This is a genomic window from Sulfitobacter sp. M13 (genome assembly GCF_053474885.1).
This window is the reverse complement of record NZ_CM130281.1, coordinates 475208-490000: the sequence shown is the minus strand read 5'-3', so window position 1 is coordinate 490000 and position 14793 is coordinate 475208. Positions and strand designations below refer to the sequence as shown.

General features: G+C 55.8%; 10 protein-coding genes and 1 tRNA gene (1 of these 11 running past the window's edge). 6 read left to right on the top strand and 5 right to left on the bottom strand.

The window, feature by feature from the left end; all coding sequences use genetic code 11:
* Positions 1 to 2344: the 5' portion of an AAA family ATPase gene (locus ACVBAU_RS02270; RefSeq protein ID WP_448327648.1), read on the bottom strand. Its footprint begins 1091 nt before the window's first position; 2344 of the gene's 3435 nt are visible here — the first part of the coding sequence; it begins with the start codon at positions 2342 to 2344; its stop codon lies beyond the left edge, outside the window.
* Positions 2341 to 3570: a metallophosphoesterase family protein gene (locus ACVBAU_RS02265; RefSeq protein WP_138924569.1), complete on the bottom strand. Its 1230-nt coding sequence runs from the start codon at positions 3568 to 3570 to the stop codon at positions 2341 to 2343. Before ACVBAU_RS02265 ends, ACVBAU_RS02270 begins: the two co-directional genes overlap by 4 nt.
* Positions 3571 to 3718: 148 nt before the next feature.
* On the opposite strand from ACVBAU_RS02265, the gene selD reads away from it, so the two are divergent.
* Positions 3719 to 5887, top strand: a complete 2169-nt coding sequence (gene selD, locus ACVBAU_RS02260) for a selenide, water dikinase SelD (protein WP_448327646.1) — start codon at positions 3719 to 3721, stop codon at positions 5885 to 5887.
* 21 nt (positions 5888 to 5908) lie between these two features.
* Here selD and ACVBAU_RS02255 read toward each other — a convergent pair whose 3' ends face one another.
* A complete protein-coding gene (locus tag ACVBAU_RS02255; protein WP_138924571.1) occupies positions 5909 to 6400 on the bottom strand; it encodes a MarR family winged helix-turn-helix transcriptional regulator in 492 nt (163 codons plus the stop codon).
* A 135-nt stretch (positions 6401 to 6535) separates the two neighbouring features.
* Here ACVBAU_RS02255 and ACVBAU_RS02250 point away from each other — a divergent pair, with 135 nt between their 5' ends.
* Both ACVBAU_RS02250 and ACVBAU_RS02245 read left to right on the top strand, forming a co-directional pair.
* Complete coding sequence (locus ACVBAU_RS02250) at positions 6536 to 7726, top strand: hypothetical protein (RefSeq protein WP_448327644.1); 1191 nt, start codon at positions 6536 to 6538, stop codon at positions 7724 to 7726.
* Complete coding sequence (locus ACVBAU_RS02245; protein ID WP_448327642.1) at positions 7726 to 8961, top strand: allantoate amidohydrolase; 1236 nt, start codon at positions 7726 to 7728, stop codon at positions 8959 to 8961. Before ACVBAU_RS02250 ends, ACVBAU_RS02245 begins: the two co-directional genes overlap by 1 nt.
* A 426-nt stretch (positions 8962 to 9387) precedes the next feature.
* Here the strand turns inward: ACVBAU_RS02245 and ACVBAU_RS02240 are convergent.
* Positions 9388 to 9465: transfer RNA gene (locus ACVBAU_RS02240), tRNA-Arg, on the bottom strand.
* 490 nt (positions 9466 to 9955) lie between these two features.
* Positions 9956 to 10657, bottom strand: a complete 702-nt coding sequence (locus ACVBAU_RS02235) for an acyltransferase (RefSeq protein WP_448328884.1) — start codon at positions 10655 to 10657, stop codon at positions 9956 to 9958.
* Between the two features lie 149 nt (positions 10658 to 10806).
* On the opposite strand from ACVBAU_RS02235, the gene ACVBAU_RS02230 reads away from it, so the two are divergent.
* The 3 genes from ACVBAU_RS02230 to ACVBAU_RS02220 are packed head-to-tail and all read left to right on the top strand — an operon-like array spanning position 10807 to position 14788.
* Positions 10807 to 13299 (top strand): glycosyltransferase, encoded by a 2493-nt coding sequence (locus ACVBAU_RS02230; protein WP_448327640.1) that lies wholly within the window; start codon positions 10807 to 10809, stop codon positions 13297 to 13299.
* The gene (locus ACVBAU_RS02225) at positions 13296 to 14030 is read left to right on the top strand and encodes a CatB-related O-acetyltransferase (RefSeq protein WP_138924578.1); all 735 of its coding nucleotides are present in this window, start codon (positions 13296 to 13298) and stop codon (positions 14028 to 14030) included. The genes ACVBAU_RS02230 and ACVBAU_RS02225 overlap by 4 nt, the downstream gene beginning before the upstream one ends.
* Positions 14027 to 14788 carry a sulfotransferase family 2 domain-containing protein gene (locus ACVBAU_RS02220; RefSeq protein ID WP_448327638.1) on the top strand — a complete coding sequence of 254 codons (762 nt, stop codon included), beginning with the start codon at positions 14027 to 14029 and terminating at the stop codon, positions 14786 to 14788. The genes ACVBAU_RS02225 and ACVBAU_RS02220 overlap by 4 nt, the downstream gene beginning before the upstream one ends.
* The last annotated feature ends 5 nt before the right edge of the window (positions 14789 to 14793 follow it).

Here is a 14793-nt window from a genome sequence, read left to right as displayed (position 1 = left end):
GTCGCTGGATGCCCACCATCCGAGCGTCGACCTCGCGCAGGCTGCGCAATCCGGTCAGGCCGTTCCATGTATCCACATCTGCATCAAGTGCGGGCAGATATTCAGCGACGCAGCTGCGCCAGTGGTCCAGCGCGTCGGCGAGCGCGGCTTGCGCTTTTTCAGACGCAGCCACGCGGCGCGCCACTTCTGTGCTGGCGTGCTGCACAGTGGCTTGCGCCAGCTTTTGCGCGTTCTTATGGGCTTGCAGCGCGGTGATCTGCGCCTTGGCCATTTGCACAACCGTCCGCAAGGAGGCCTCCCCCGCGTGTAGACGGGCGGCAAGATCGTCGCGCATCTGTTCGGCCTCGCGCAAAAGCGCGGCATGGGTCTGCGCAATCGTCTCGCATTTTTCTGCTGCACTTTGCGCCGTTTCAGCATCGCGCAGCCAGTCTAACAAGTCCTCAGCCGAGAGGGTTTCAGGCAAGCCGATTGACTGTAGATGCGAGCTCAGCTCGGCCCTCAGATCTTGGAGCGTGGCCTCTGCCCGGTCGCGTTTTGCTGCGGCACCTGCATGGGCCTCGCGGGTCTCTATCACCCTGCGTTCCGCGTGCCGCATTTCCGCAAGCGACTGACTTTGGCCGGCACGCAGAGAGGTTTGCGCGTCATCCGCCTGCATCGCGGCTTCAAAAGCCGTGGCCGAGGTCCCGTCCAACACTTCTTTATGCACCGCCCAAAGCGCATCCCGCTTCTGGCGGCCACGGGCGGCGGCATCATCGCTTACCAAGTCAGGCGTTGCGGCAACGCTGCGCTGTGTTTCGGCCTCTGCAAGCCGATCGGCCGCGGCGTTTTCAGCCTGCTCGGCAGCACGCAGAGCAAGCTGCGCATCAGTAGAGGTTTGCGCCAGCGCTTGCGCCCGACGTGGGGAGACAGGGAGCACCGGCACCGCATCAAACGTTACCCCCTGCCGCGTCAAACGCCGCAGGGACGTGCCCGCCTCTTGCCCCGCCGTTGCCAGGATACGCAGGGCGTCACTATATCTACCTATTAAATCCTCGGCTTCGACCTGGAGGCACAGCCGCTCGATATCCGGATCAACAGCGGTCTCTTGCTCTGTTTCATTCAAGGCACGGGTCGCATCCTCGTGCCTGTCGCCTGCGGTTGCTGCCTCGCCCTCCGCGGCCTGCAGGTGCTTGTGCGCATCGTTCAGCTGCACACGCGCGTCCTCGAGCGTTGCGAGGGCAGGATCGGCGAGGATGAACTGCGCCAAATCACCGTCGGCGGCGAGGCCCAAGGTGCCCAGCTTGCCGCGCATGTCGGCCGTATCGTGCAACAACTGGGCTTCGCGTTTCGGCAGATCGGACTGCCCAGCCTCTACCTTACTCTTCGCAAACGCGAGCGCATCCACCTCGTCCCCTCGGGTCAGATCGGCTGCATCCACAGTTATTGCGTCATATTTCGCACGCAAGGTGCTGGCCTCGGTGGCAGAGCGTTCGAGCTTGGCGACAAGCGCGATCCGTTTGGTCATCATTTTAATCAAGTCTTCGCCATCAAGCTCCAGCACCTCAGGATAATGCGAGATCGGAGTCAACTGAGCCTGAAGTGCCTGCCACTCTGTCGCCAACGGATGCGCTTCCAGAATGGTTTCCAGACGAATTTTCCGAAGTGAAAGCTCGGACTTGGCTCTGCGCAGACGGTCCTCTTCTGCGCGCGCGTTTGTCCGCGCCAGACGCAAATCGCGAAAGGCCAAGGCGCTGATGTCGTGCTCTTTGATCTGCTGGACCAGATCCGCATGGGCCAACTTAAGGGCCGCGAAATCGGATTTTGTGCCGCCTTTTAGATAAAGCTCGCGATTGCCCTGCTCTACCCGTCCCAGCACCTGCGACAAATCACTGATGCCCGCCGCCGCCGAAAAGAGAAGCTTGCCGATATCGCCTTCGCTTTTAGTAATCTCCTCGCCGCCGGCCTCGATGGTTTCATCGTCGAGACAAAGCAGGCTCTGGTATTCCTTTTGCGACACCCCGCGCAGGGCGGCAGACAATAGGGCATCCGGAACCGGCTGACCCGCGCCATCCACAAGGTTTCCCGACCGCTTGGGCAAACGCGCCAGCTGGTGGATCTGCCCGTCGATATCAAGGGTGCCGCTCACCCGAAGGTTCGCGCGCGGATGTTTAAAGGCATAGGGCTCGCGTGCAGCAAACCCGTACAGCAACCTCAAATATCCCTCCATCAATGTGGTTTTGCCGGCCTCGTTTCGGCCAAAAACGATGTGGAAATCAGACCCGTCAGAGGGGCGCGCCCCAAAATCCAGCACACGGTCGGTGAAGTGGCCGAAGCGATCAAGCGTCAGCTGTTGCAGCCGCATCATGTCCCCGCCCCCCGCATCTGCGCCGCCATTGCCAGCACCGCATCGTCGGTGAGCTGCTGCAACAGTGCCTCTTGTGCCTCGGCGTCGGGGGCCAAAGCGCGGCGCTGTTCTGCGGGCAAAAGCCCCAGAATTTGGCCCAATTCCTGCCGCAAGCCGTCACGGGATGCCGGTTCTGCCGCGATCTCTGTCATCAGTTGTTGCACCTCGGAAACCGCACTGTCTGCGGCGTCCTGCGATAAAGGCGTCACGTCCAGCGTCATCTTTTCGATCCAGAGCGTGCCGATGCTCTCCGCGATCTCATCCGCTTGGGCGCGCCATGCGTCTGCCAGCTGCCTGAGTTGCCACGCCAGCGATGTTTGCCCCATCAAGCGCAATCGTAAAATCGCCGCGCCCCTTCCTGCCTGCGCCTGCAGCGCCGACTGCAGTGCCGCGCGCATATCTTCATCGGTTTCCACACCAGTCAGATCACAGTCGCACCGCCGAAACTCTACCACCGACGTTGCGACTTCGGACACCGAGATTTCTCCGCGCTCAACCGTCAAGAGGGTCGCTGATTTTGGTCCTGCCTCTCCGATATCGCGCCCTTGCGGCATGCCGGGCATGACGACCCAAGGGGTTTCACTGTGCACCGCGCGTTTATGAATATGTCCCAACGCCCAATAATCAAACCCGGCCCCGACCAATTCCCCCACCGATACAGGCGCATACAGATCGTGCCCCTCTGCCCCGGCAAGCGAGGTGTGCATCATCGCGATGTTGACTGCGCCGGGTTCGGGCGCGGTGTATTTCGGCAGCAAGCTTTCCGGCGCATGGCGGTCGCGAAAACTGACCCCGTGAATAAAGAGAGGATGCCCCCCCAATTGCACCTTTTCACCCCGCCCCTCGAAAACATGAACGTTGGACGGTAGATCAATCTCGCCCGCGATGGGGTTTTCCGCATCGTGGTTGCCCTTGATATAGAACACCTGCACCCCGGCCTGCGCCAAACGGTGCATCTGCGCAGCTAGATAGGCGGCGGTTTTCGCGCTCCGCTCTTGTCCGTCGTACAGATCGCCCGAGATCAAGAAAGCCGCGACATCTTCGTCGATGCAATACTGCACCATCGTTTCAAGCGCTTGCCGGCTTGCACTGCGCACCTGCGCCGCCAAACGGTCGTCTTTCATCGCGAGACTGCGAAGCGGCGAATCCAGGTGCAGGTCGGCGGTGTGCAAAATACGAACGGTCATGGTCAGCCACCTTGATCGGGGAAACAGATACTGGTCTTGTCACGTAGTTCACATTCCGTTGCAACGGGCCTGCTGAACCTGCTTGCAGCCTTGCCGCTCAGGTCCAGCAGGCTAAGACTGTTTCAACGACGTGAAGGAAGGCCACCCCATGCACCGCAGCGATATCCCCCTGACCCAAGATCTGGTCATGATCGGTGGCGGGCACGCCCACGCGCTGGTCTTGCGCAAATGGGGGATGAACCCGCTGCCCGGTGCGCGGCTGACCGTGATCAATCCGGGCTCGACAGCACCCTATACTGGCATGCTTCCCGGCCATATCGCGGGGCATTATTCACGTGAAACACTAGAAATTGATCTTATCCGGCTATGCCGCTTTGCCGGGGCGCGGTTGATCCTGTCCCATGCGACGCAAATCGACCGGGAGCTGCGTTTGATCCACGTCGACGGACGCCCACCCGTTGCCTATGATGTCGCCTCCTTTGATATCGGGATTACCGCCACGATGGATATCCCGGGTTTCGCTACCTTTGGGGTTGGGGCAAAGCCTCTTGATGTTTACGCCCGCCGCTGGCGTGATTTCCTGTCCGCCGTCGAACAGGGTGACACCGCCCCCGAAGTTGCCGTGATCGGTGGCGGGGTGGCCGGTTGTGAACTCTCCCTTGCTATGGCCCACGCGCTACGCGCCAAAAACATCCAGCCGCGGGTGACCCTGCTTCATTCCGGCCCTTCGCTTTCCGGCCTTGGTAATCTTGCCCGTCAGCGCATCGAAGCAAAGCTTCGTCGCGCCGATATCGACATCTATACCGACGTCCGGGTGACAAAGGTCGCCGCAGACCACGTCGCCCTGCACGACGGGAAAAAGATCCCTTCGCGATTGACCGTGGGTGCCGCCGGTGCCGTCCCACACAGCTGGCTGAGCCTAACGGACCTACCGCTGAGCGACGGGTTCATTGAAACGACCCCTGATCTGTCGATCAGAGATGACCCCAGCGTCTTTGCCGTTGGCGACTGCGCCGCGATGCCCTTTGCGCCGCGCCCCAAAGCCGGTGTATTTGCCGTGCGCGCGGCCCCGGTTCTGTTCCACAATCTGCGCGCGGCCCTGACCAACGGTCCCCGCAAGCCCTTCAAACCACAGAAAGGTTACCTAAAGCTTATCTCCCTCGGAGAAAAATCGGCTTTGGCGGAAAAATTTGGGCTGGCGCTTTCGGGGCCGATGCTTTGGCGCTGGAAAGACCGCATCGATCGCGCTTTTATGAAGAAACTGGACGATCTACCGCTACCACGACCTGTCGTACTGCCTGATCTTGTCGCAACCGGTGCACGCGAGGTGCTGGGATCGAAACCCTTGTGTGGGGGCTGTGGCGCAAAGATCGGCAACACCGTTCTAAATGACGGGCTATCGCTGCTGCAACATCCGACCGACGATACCATTCTGTCGACCCCGGGGGATGATGCCGCCGTTCTAAGACAACCCGGTGGTGGCTTTCAGGTGATCAGCACCGACCACTTGCGCGCCCTGATCCATGATCCGGCTCAAATGGCACGCATCGCTGCAATCCACGCTTTGGGCGACATCTGGGCCATGGGGGCGCAGCCGCAAGCAGCCCTGTCGAGCATCATACTCCCCCATATGTCACCGGCGTTACAGTCCAGAACGTTTGGCGAAATCACCGCGGCGGCAAACGATGTATTCTCTCGTGCTGGGGCAACAATCGTAGGCGGACACACAACAATGGGTGCCGAAATGACCATCGGCTTTACCGTGACTGGCACCTGCACGTCGGCGCCAATCTCTTTGTCCGGCGCGCAAGCGGGCGATGTCCTTGTGCTGACCCGGCCCATTGGATCAGGCGTTTTAATGGCCGCACATATGGAGGGGTCGGCCTGTGGCGCGGATGTTGCTCAGGTCCTGGCCGAGATGACGCAGCTGCAAGATCGTCAAGCGTTTCACCTGCGTCACGCACATGCCATGACCGATGTAACCGGCTTTGGCCTTGCGGGGCATATCGCTGCAATCTGCCGGGCATCCCATCTAAGTGCTGAAATCTCAGCAGATGCGGTTCCTGCTTATGCCGGAGCGCGAACCCTGTCAGAGCGCGGCGTGCAATCGTCGCTCTTTCAACCAAATATCGAAAACGCCCCGACGCTGGGGCGGCAGGACCCGTTGTTTCACGATCCCCAAACCGCTGGCGGGCTACTGGCGGCGTTGCCCCCCGCTGACGCCGAGGCTGCCCTTTGCCATATGGTTGCCGAAGGTAAAAAGGCGTGGATCATCGGGCGTATGATCGACGGCGAAGGTGCAGTCACGATCCTATGAATACCGCCACCAAACACGCGGCTACATCGTTTCTGAACGGTGCAGGCTGGGGTCAGCTGCGATTTTGCGGCACAGTTTCAGAAAATCCTCCCGCTCGCTATCAGTGAGACTGCCCAGCATCTCGTTCTGCCGGGAAAGCACCTTGGCTTTGATTTCGGCCAACAGCTCTGTTCCTTTGGGCGTCGCATAAAGCAGCTTTGCGCGGGCATCGGCTTTCGAAACCTCTTCGCGGACAAGATCGCGATCGACAAGCAGACGCACGACGCGGCTGATCGAATTCTGGGGCCGCGGAAACAGGTGTTGGATATCCTTGCTGCGCAGACCGGGAAAGGACGTGATCGCATAAAGCGCTGACCATCCGTGCACCGGCATCTGATATTCACGCTCAATATGTCGACTGGTGACCTGATTGTTGCTCAGCACGATATAGCTCACGGCCAGAAGGTAGCGCAGCTCGGAGCCGAACATCTGATCGAGCATTTCCGCCGCTGGATTTAAGCTTTCGTTAATCATTAATACCCCCTGCCGGAGTTAAACGAAATTTTATCTTGCAAGATACATCCATATGGAACAATTGTGTCGCGCGAGCGGCCGGACCCATGTCAGTACAGCCCCGCCGCGCCTAATCGCCACCAGAGGATTTTCGTTATGCCACAGTTAATTGCCTTCTCTCTACTCGCCGCCATTCTATACATAGGCGATGTGTTGTCGACACGAACGAAGTCCTGGTTGCCGTCGGTATTCGTCTGCGCGGTCTTGTTTCTTTTGGGCTACTGGACGTTTTTTCCGGCAGATATCGTGGCGATTGCCGGGTTCCAGACGCCGATTGTCTATCTGGCGATCTTCCTGCTGATCACAAACATGGGCACGCTTCTTTCTGTTCGCGAATTGATCGGACAATGGAAAACTGTCGTCGTAGCGCTGTCGGGCATCGCAGGGATCGTCGTGCTGCTGTTCACCGTGGGTCTTTTGGTGCTCGACTGGGAAACGGTCGTCGTCGGTGCGCCCCCGTTGGTGGGCGGCGTCGTTTCGTCTCTCATTATGTCACAAGCCGCCGCAGAGGCAGGACTGACCAGCCTGTCGGTATTGGCCATCCTGATTTATGTGATGCAGGGCTTTGTTGGGTACCCGCTGACCGCCATCATGCTCAAGCGCGAGGGAAACCACGTGCTGCGCCGCTATAGAGAAGGCACTTGGCAGGCTCAGGCGGACCAACAAACATCCCCCGCGAACGCCGAACCGGCCCCCGCGCGCTTGTTCGCGAAACTGCCAGAGGCCTATAACACCGTTTATTTCAAATTCCTTCGGCTTGGGCTGGTTGCCCTGCTTGCATGGGGCGTTTCTCAGGCTGTTGACCCGTTCTTCACCATCAGCCCCTTCGTCGTTTGTCTGGTTTTTGGCGTCATTGCCACATCGGTCGGGTTCCTTGAACGTGAACCGCTCCGCGCTGCGAATGCTTTCGGGTTCACGATCCTCATTTTGATGGTGTTCATCTTTGATGGCCTGAAACGCGCCACGCCGGATATGCTTGCCGAGCTGGCGTTGCCAATGGTGGCTTTGATCGCCATCGGTATCTTGGGGATGTATGTCTTCTCCTTTATCGCGGGCAAGCTGGTCGGAATCAGCACAGCGATGGCTTTTGCATGCTCCTTGACCGCGCTTTATGGTTTTCCAGCGGACTATGTGATCACCAAAGAAGTCGTGAACGCGTTGACCGATGACGTCGAAGAACGCGAGATCCTGACGGCGCATATGCTGCCGCCAATGCTGGTCGCAGGGTTTGTCACTGTAACGATGGTTTCCGTCGTCATGGCCGGCATCTTCGTGGGGCTGCTCTGATGACAAACTTTGCCAATCCCGACCGCATCCAGTCAATGATTGACGGTCTAGACGCCTTCAACGCGACACCGGGCGAAGGGACGACACGCGCGACATTCAGCCCCGAGTTCAGGCAAGCGAGTGATTATTTGCGCGCCCAGATGCAAAAGGCTGGTCTCGTCGTGCGCGAGGACGCTGTTGGCAATCTCTTTGGACGGCTGGTTGGGCGCGACCCTGCTCTCGCCCCTGTTCTTGTCGGATCTCACTTTGATTCCGTGCCCCATGGCGGCAAATTTGACGGGCCGGCAGGTGTGATCGCGGGCATTGAAACAGCCTTTCTGTTTCAAGAGCAGGGCATTACCCCCACCCGATCAATCGATGTCATCGCCATGATCGAAGAAGAAGGGAGCCGCTTTGGAAGCGGCCTCATGGCCTCGCGGTTGCTGACAGGAAAACTGCCCACGCAGCAGCTGTCAAAGATCAAGGACGCTGCCGGCGTTAGTTTTACAGAAGCGATGCGTCGCTATGGTCTGGACCCAGAACAGCTAGACGACGTCCCATTGCCCAAAGAGGCGGTTCATGCGTTTCTTGAACTGCATATTGAACAGGGGCCGGTTCTCGAAGCGCATGGCGAAGACGTGGCGATTGTCGATCGTATTGTCTGCCTGACACAGCTGCGCGTCCGTATCTATGGGGCAGCAGGCCATGCAGGTACAACGCCGATGACAGCGCGGCGCGATGCGTTGGTCGGCGCGGTCGCGGTCTTGTCAAAGCTTCCGGGCCTTGCGAAGGATATTGGCCAGAACGCCGTGCTGACGGTCGGCAAAGTCGACGTAAAACCCGGCGGTGCCAATGTTATTCCCGACGAGGTGGAATTCACAGTCGACATCCGCGCACCAGAGGAAGACGTGGTACGCCAGCTGGTCGCGCAAACACGCGCGGCTGTGGCGCGGGCAGAAGACACAGGGCTTAGAACCGATGTGGTGGAAGACCTGTTCGCCCAGCCGACAATGCTCTCTTCCGAGATCCATACCCGTTTGACCAAACACGCTGATCATCTTCAGCTCAAATCTCGCAGCATGGTAAGTGGCGCCGGGCATGATGCTATGATTATGGCGGATTATGTCCCGACAGGTCTGATTTTCGTCCCAAGCCGGAACGGTGTGTCCCATTCGCCTGACGAGTGGACGGATTATGACCAGCTGGCCCGTGGGGTTGATGTGATCTTTGCCACCATACGCGAGATGACGGCGTAAAACGTTATCCACGGGGGTAATATGCCACCCCAAAACGTCGGAAAGAAGCCCTTTTCCTGCCGGAGACAGGAGAAGGACCCCAGATTGCCGCCGTCAGGATGGCACGCTGCGCGAACACAATTGCTCCCAGTCCGCCCTAGATAAGCCGGAGCATACTGTGATCCGGCACGCGGTGTTCGTACAGATCGGTACAGACAAGATGAACACCGGTATTGGCGCAAAAAACACGGCAGGCATCGAAAGTGCCAATGGGCCTAGGTGCCAGTTAAATCAGATATATCTTCGTGCAGTGTAAAGGTTTCGCGGGGGCAGCCCCTGACCGTTCAATCAAATGCGTTTCGTGTAACTGCTCTGATACTACTCTGCTCTTCACAGGGATGCATGAAGACTGTGCAAACATAGGCGGTATGGGCAACTTCGGAAAATTGGCGAGCCGTGGAGGACTCGAACCCCCGACCTGAGAATTAGAAGTTCCCTGCTCTAATCCAGCTGAGCTAACGGCCCGCACTTTATGTCGAGAGTTTCTGTTAACGCCCTCAACATTGTCGATGTTGGCAGCCAATCGGCATACCCACCATTAAAAATTCGTTCCGTTTCAACAGGGTAAAGAACATGAAAGCGCAAAAGGCGCGATCTCAGCTCATCCAATTGAATTAAGCGGACGCATTTGGGGAGGTTATCCGCTTGATGCTAACTCGTGTCAATACGCGGTGGATACTTGTGCTGCATAGCACCTAGTTATCCCATATTTCAAAGCAATGGTTGGCAGGGGTCTATTCTTACTTTAATCCCACTGAGCTTCCGGCCCCATCTGATCTGCGGTGCCTCTTGTCGAAGCAAAAGATGGCACCTGGCACAGCTTGTAGATTTCCAAAGCCGCGTTTCTTGCGCGCTTAGCTGTGGTCATCGGAGCATTCGCTGACAACCAATATAGCCATTGAACCACGCCTTTTTCTCAGAACGCCGCGCACGACCCGCGAATAATATGGGTCTGCTACCGCTCCGTCGTCGTGTTGGGCCCTCCGGATTTTTCGCCTGCCGGCATACCCCCTAATGGGCTGTGAAACGCCTCAGTGGATTCATCTTCATGCGCTTTTTCTGTGTTTAACCGTCGACGGTCCCAGGTTATCCCCGATCGCACCACACGCGCCGGCACCCCGACCGCGAGGGAATGCGCAGGAATCGCCCCCATCACCATCGACCGGCTGCCGATAACGGAATGCTGCCCTATAAGCGCTCCTTTCATGATCCGTACACCCTGAGCCAGCCAAACATGATCCCCAATTTCAATATCCAGCGCTGGGTTCAGCCGCGCGCCTGTCTCAATATCAAGAATAGAGTGCATGTCGCTGACATCCATCATGATATCCCCCGAAAACATGCAATCCTCGCCGATCGTGATGGTCCCGGCTTCATGCAGACTAAGATGCGCCATCATTGTGGTGGTACGGTCACCGATACGGATAGATGTGTTACGCGCGCGGCAGCGCAACGACCCCGCGAGGCTGCAATTCGCGCCGATACGAATGACGCTATCATGGTTCCTCATCTCGATTAGGCCGGCAGAAATGACGGTCTCTTCGCCGATAACCACGTGATTATTGTTCCCATAAATAGTGATGCAAGCCCCCCCAGAACACGCGGAAGTTCGGGAAATATCTACCTGATTATTATGGCCGTAGTCCGTCACGGACATGCCGCGATACGATCCGTCCACCTATGTTACCTCCGTGCGGTGCGCCAAATTTTTTACGTCATGAAACAGAATGAAATTAACCTCTCCTTAAGGGCGGGCATGCTGAATTAGCCCTCGATACCTGCAACATAGAATCGAAAAGATTGATTTTGTATAAACAGCTCAAAGCCCTTTTTGCCCGATACATTGCCGCCCATTTGCAGGCTGAGGGACGGCCAGTGCCTATACTTGGCACAACGGGAAAGGTCGTCGGTGCCATCGACGTCCTGCATGTCGGCTCGGGAAGCATCAGATTGGCAGGGTGGACCCTTGCAGAAGATGTCGTTTTGCACATGAACGGCATCAAAGTGAGCACGAAAGCCAACTTGCTACGCGAAGATGTAGCTGACGCCCATGGCGGCGGGAAACACGTCGGATTTGACCTAACCACCCCGCTCGGTCCCACGCATTTACACGAAATTAGCCGTTTCGGCGTCGAGTTCCACCACAGCCGTGGGACACCGCCTCCAATTTCGCGAAATCTTAGCTTTGCACGACTTTGGTGGACAAAGTTACGTCTGGCGCTTTCATTTCTATTGGCATTGGTCCTGCACCTCCCCGCCTTTTTTAGGTGGCGCATCTCGCGCGATCCCTCACATCGGTCACAGATCAAGCGGGGCCTAGGACTTTGCCCCATTCCCCAGGCACGCGAGCTTGATCCTGATCTATTCCGCCCCAAAGCCATTCCCACGGGAAATGACACGATAACGATTATATTGCCGATATTTAATGCCTATGACGTACTGAAGGAGGCGCTACAGCGCATCGTCGATAATACCGACCTGCAGTGGCGCATCATCCTGATCGAGGATTGTTCGACCGACAAACGCGTACTTCCTCTGATTCGCGATTGGTCAGTTACCAACAAAGATCGTGCGACCTTGATTCAGAACTCACAAAACCTTGGCTTTATAAAAAGCGTGAATAAAGGTCTCAACTGCGCACAACGCTGGTCGGATACGATCGTACTACTAAACTCCGATGCTTTGGTGCCGCCGAAATGGGCTAGCCGACTTATACAGCCCTTACGTCAATACCCTCGGGCGGCCACTGCGACACCCATGTCGAATGATGCCGAAATATTTACGGCTCCGCTGATCTGTGCTCCTCAAAACCTTGCATTTGGGCAGGGCGACCTTATCGATGTGACCGCCGCAAATCTAAATCCGGAAGCCTATACTACAGCCGCACCGACAGGAGTGGGTTTTTGTATGGCGATTAACCCTAAGTACCTGAACAAGGCACCTCAATTAGATATCGTTTTTGGCAAAGGGTACGGCGAAGAGGTTGACTGGTGTCAGAAAATAAGGACTGCAGGCGGGCTACACTACTGCGCAATCAACTTGTTCGTGGAGCATCGTGGCGGGCAAAGCTTTGGATCGGAAGCAAAGTCGCGCCTGATTACAAAAAACAACGCGCTTATATCCAAGCGCTATCCTCACTACGATACCGACGTACAAAACTTTATCAAATCGGATCCGCTTATTTCACCACGCCTTGCATTGGCGTTGGCCTGGATAGCGGCCCAAGACACCTACCCAGTTTCGATTTACTTCGCGCACAGTATGGGCGGCGGTGCCGAAGCCTATCTCCAGCATAGAATTAAATCTAAACATTACGCCTTGGGTCGCGCTGCTATCGTTATCAGAATGGGCGGAACAATGAGGTGGCAGATCGAACTACACTGTCAGGATGGTATCATTTCTGGCGGGACGGACAACTTCGACTATGTCGTTGAACTACTACTTCCATTAAAAAAGCGAAAGCTTGTCTACTCCTGCGCTGTGGGGGCGCGCGACCCACTTGGAGTTCCGAAAGCTATTTTACGGTTAAGTCAAAATGGAAATCATAGAATCGAATTTCTGTTTCACGACTATTTTTCGATTTCTCCAGATTACACACTTACGAACGAAAATGGCTTGTATGTTGGTCTGCCTGAGATCGATGAAAAATCAATAAAATTAAAGGCGGAGCACGTTAACCTCAGGCAATGGCAGAATGAATGGGAACAACTTCTAGAGGCTTCTGATGAGATATCTGTGTTTTCTAGAAATAGCAAAGATATCGTTTCCGAAGCATATCCCCAACATACGCCGAAAATAAAAGTTAAGCCGCATCAAATGCTACATTCGGTTCCGCTCATCAAGTGCCCCGACAGCCGAATGCGCCGTGTCATCGGTGTCTTAGGTGATATTGGCTTGCAGAAAGGCGCATGGGTTATAAGCCGCTCAGCATCGCAGATTGATAAGCTTGGGCTTGGTCTAGTAATCGTTGGAAATTTCGACCCGGCCATCCCTCTCTCGCCCTCAGTACCCATTCACGGAAACTACAGCGTTACTGATCTGGACAAAATTGCGGGACAATATGGCGTGACAGATTGGTTGATACCATCGGTCTGGCCTGAAACCTTTTCATTCACCACGCATGAAGCGCTGGCAACTGGCCTGAACACCCACGCCTTCGCTATCGGGGCTCAGGGAGAAGCCGTTGCCAAGGCCGAAAATGGGTATGCCATCCCTTTTTTTGCCGAGAATGATCTAGCTAAAGTCTTACTAATCCATATTGAAACTCAGATCGTCAAAACGTGGGCGCTGGCTTCATGAACCAAGTCAACCTTTCTCTCTCGTCACTCCGCAAACGTGGTATTGAGGTGCTTAGCCGAGGCGCGCCTACGATAAAGCTGCCCGAACACACAGTGTTGGAGGTACCGGCAAGTTTAAAGTGGACACAATACGAACATTCGCTCGAAATGGGTGCGTTCTCGTATCAGGTGTCGGGATACTGCTTCGCTGCCCGGATAGGGCGCTATTGTTCAATGGGAGAAAATGCACAAATCGGGCGCCAAAACCACCCAATGGATTGGGTCTCGACCAGCCCCGCCTTATATCTTGGGGATAAAATTTTCGATTTAGATGACGGGTTTGAAGCAGCGGAGCATTATCACAACTCTCGGCATTCGCACAGCAGACCGCCCACCAGAGTAAAAGTAACGACAATTGGGAATGACGTCTGGATTGGACATGGGGCGTATATCGCAGCCGGTGTAAGTGTAGGAGACGGAGCAGTGGTAGGCGCCCATTCTGTCGTAACACGCGATATTGCCCCCTATACTGTCGTCGCGGGGAATCCAGCTACGATAAAACGCATGCGTCTTCCGCCTAGTCTCATCAGTCTCTTACTAAAATGTCGCTGGTGGCGATTCGCCCCGTGGCAGATCGACCATCTCGATCCGTCAAACGTGCTCGAATTCTGCAAGGGGATAAACAGCATGTTGCCGCACGTAGATCCTTACACCCCAGAAATACTGGACTTACGGGCAGGTCGCACTCAATGAAAAAGATTGTGTTCTTGCATATCCCAAAGACGGCTGGGCAATCTGTGCACTCTGAGTTGTTTAGAATATATGGAAAACGAAGAACATCGCCCATTCGCGTTCACCACCAAGCCAATCAATATCAACAATTTCCAGAAGGATATGACCTATATTCAGGGCATCTGGATTGGCACCACCCCTCTCACTTAGAAGATGACGTTTTTTCTTTCACTGTATTGCGCGACCCCTACGAAAGGATAGCATCCTTTTATTTCTACCTCCGACAAAAATCGCTCGCCGCCTCTGACCGCATGCTTTCAATGCCCGAGCACACCGGCTTACGCAGGGTGAAAAACTGGACACCGAACGACTACTTCTTTGGTGGGGATGTAGCCTGGCGAACGTTCATCAAGGACCATTATGACAATTTCTACTGTAGTTATATGGCAACCGGCAAAGTCCGGGGCACAATCGAAATAGCCGAAATTTCGCGTGAGGTACTTATCGAACGTGCAGTAAAAAGAGCGAAGCAGTTGAGCCGCATTTATCAGCTGAGCAATCTAAATTTTCTGGAAGAAGATATTTATATCATAACAGGGCATCAAGTTTACATTCAAAGCACGCGCATAAACGCTGGCCCCAAAGTCATTCATCGGAGCAGATGGCAGGATCTCATGTCATTAATTAACGATAAGCCTACCCAGAGGCGATTAGAAAAGTTCGCCGAGTCAGACGTTGTCTTTATGAAGCAGTTGGGCGACGAAGGCTTGTTGATTTAATGTTC

Bases quoted from the DNA above. Each gene is read 5' to 3' on its own strand.
- ACVBAU_RS02245 (WP_448327642.1), top strand. From the start codon at position 7,726: ATGACAAACTTTGCCAATCCCGACCGCATCCAGTCAATGATTGACGGT.
- ACVBAU_RS02250 (WP_448327644.1), top strand. From the start codon at position 6,536: ATGCCACAGTTAATTGCCTTCTCTCTACTCGCCGCCATTCTATACATA.
- ACVBAU_RS02225 (WP_138924578.1), top strand. From the start codon at position 13,296: ATGAACCAAGTCAACCTTTCTCTCTCGTCACTCCGCAAACGTGGTATT.
- ACVBAU_RS02235 (WP_448328884.1), bottom strand. From the start codon at position 10,657: ATGTCCGTGACGGACTACGGCCATAATAATCAGGTAGATATTTCCCGA.
- ACVBAU_RS02255 (WP_138924571.1), bottom strand. From the start codon at position 6,400: ATGATTAACGAAAGCTTAAATCCAGCGGCGGAAATGCTCGATCAGATG.
- ACVBAU_RS02220 (WP_448327638.1), top strand. From the start codon at position 14,027: ATGAAAAAGATTGTGTTCTTGCATATCCCAAAGACGGCTGGGCAATCT.
- ACVBAU_RS02265 (WP_138924569.1), bottom strand. From the start codon at position 3,570: ATGACCGTTCGTATTTTGCACACCGCCGACCTGCACCTGGATTCGCCG.
- selD (WP_448327646.1), top strand. From the start codon at position 3,719: ATGCACCGCAGCGATATCCCCCTGACCCAAGATCTGGTCATGATCGGT.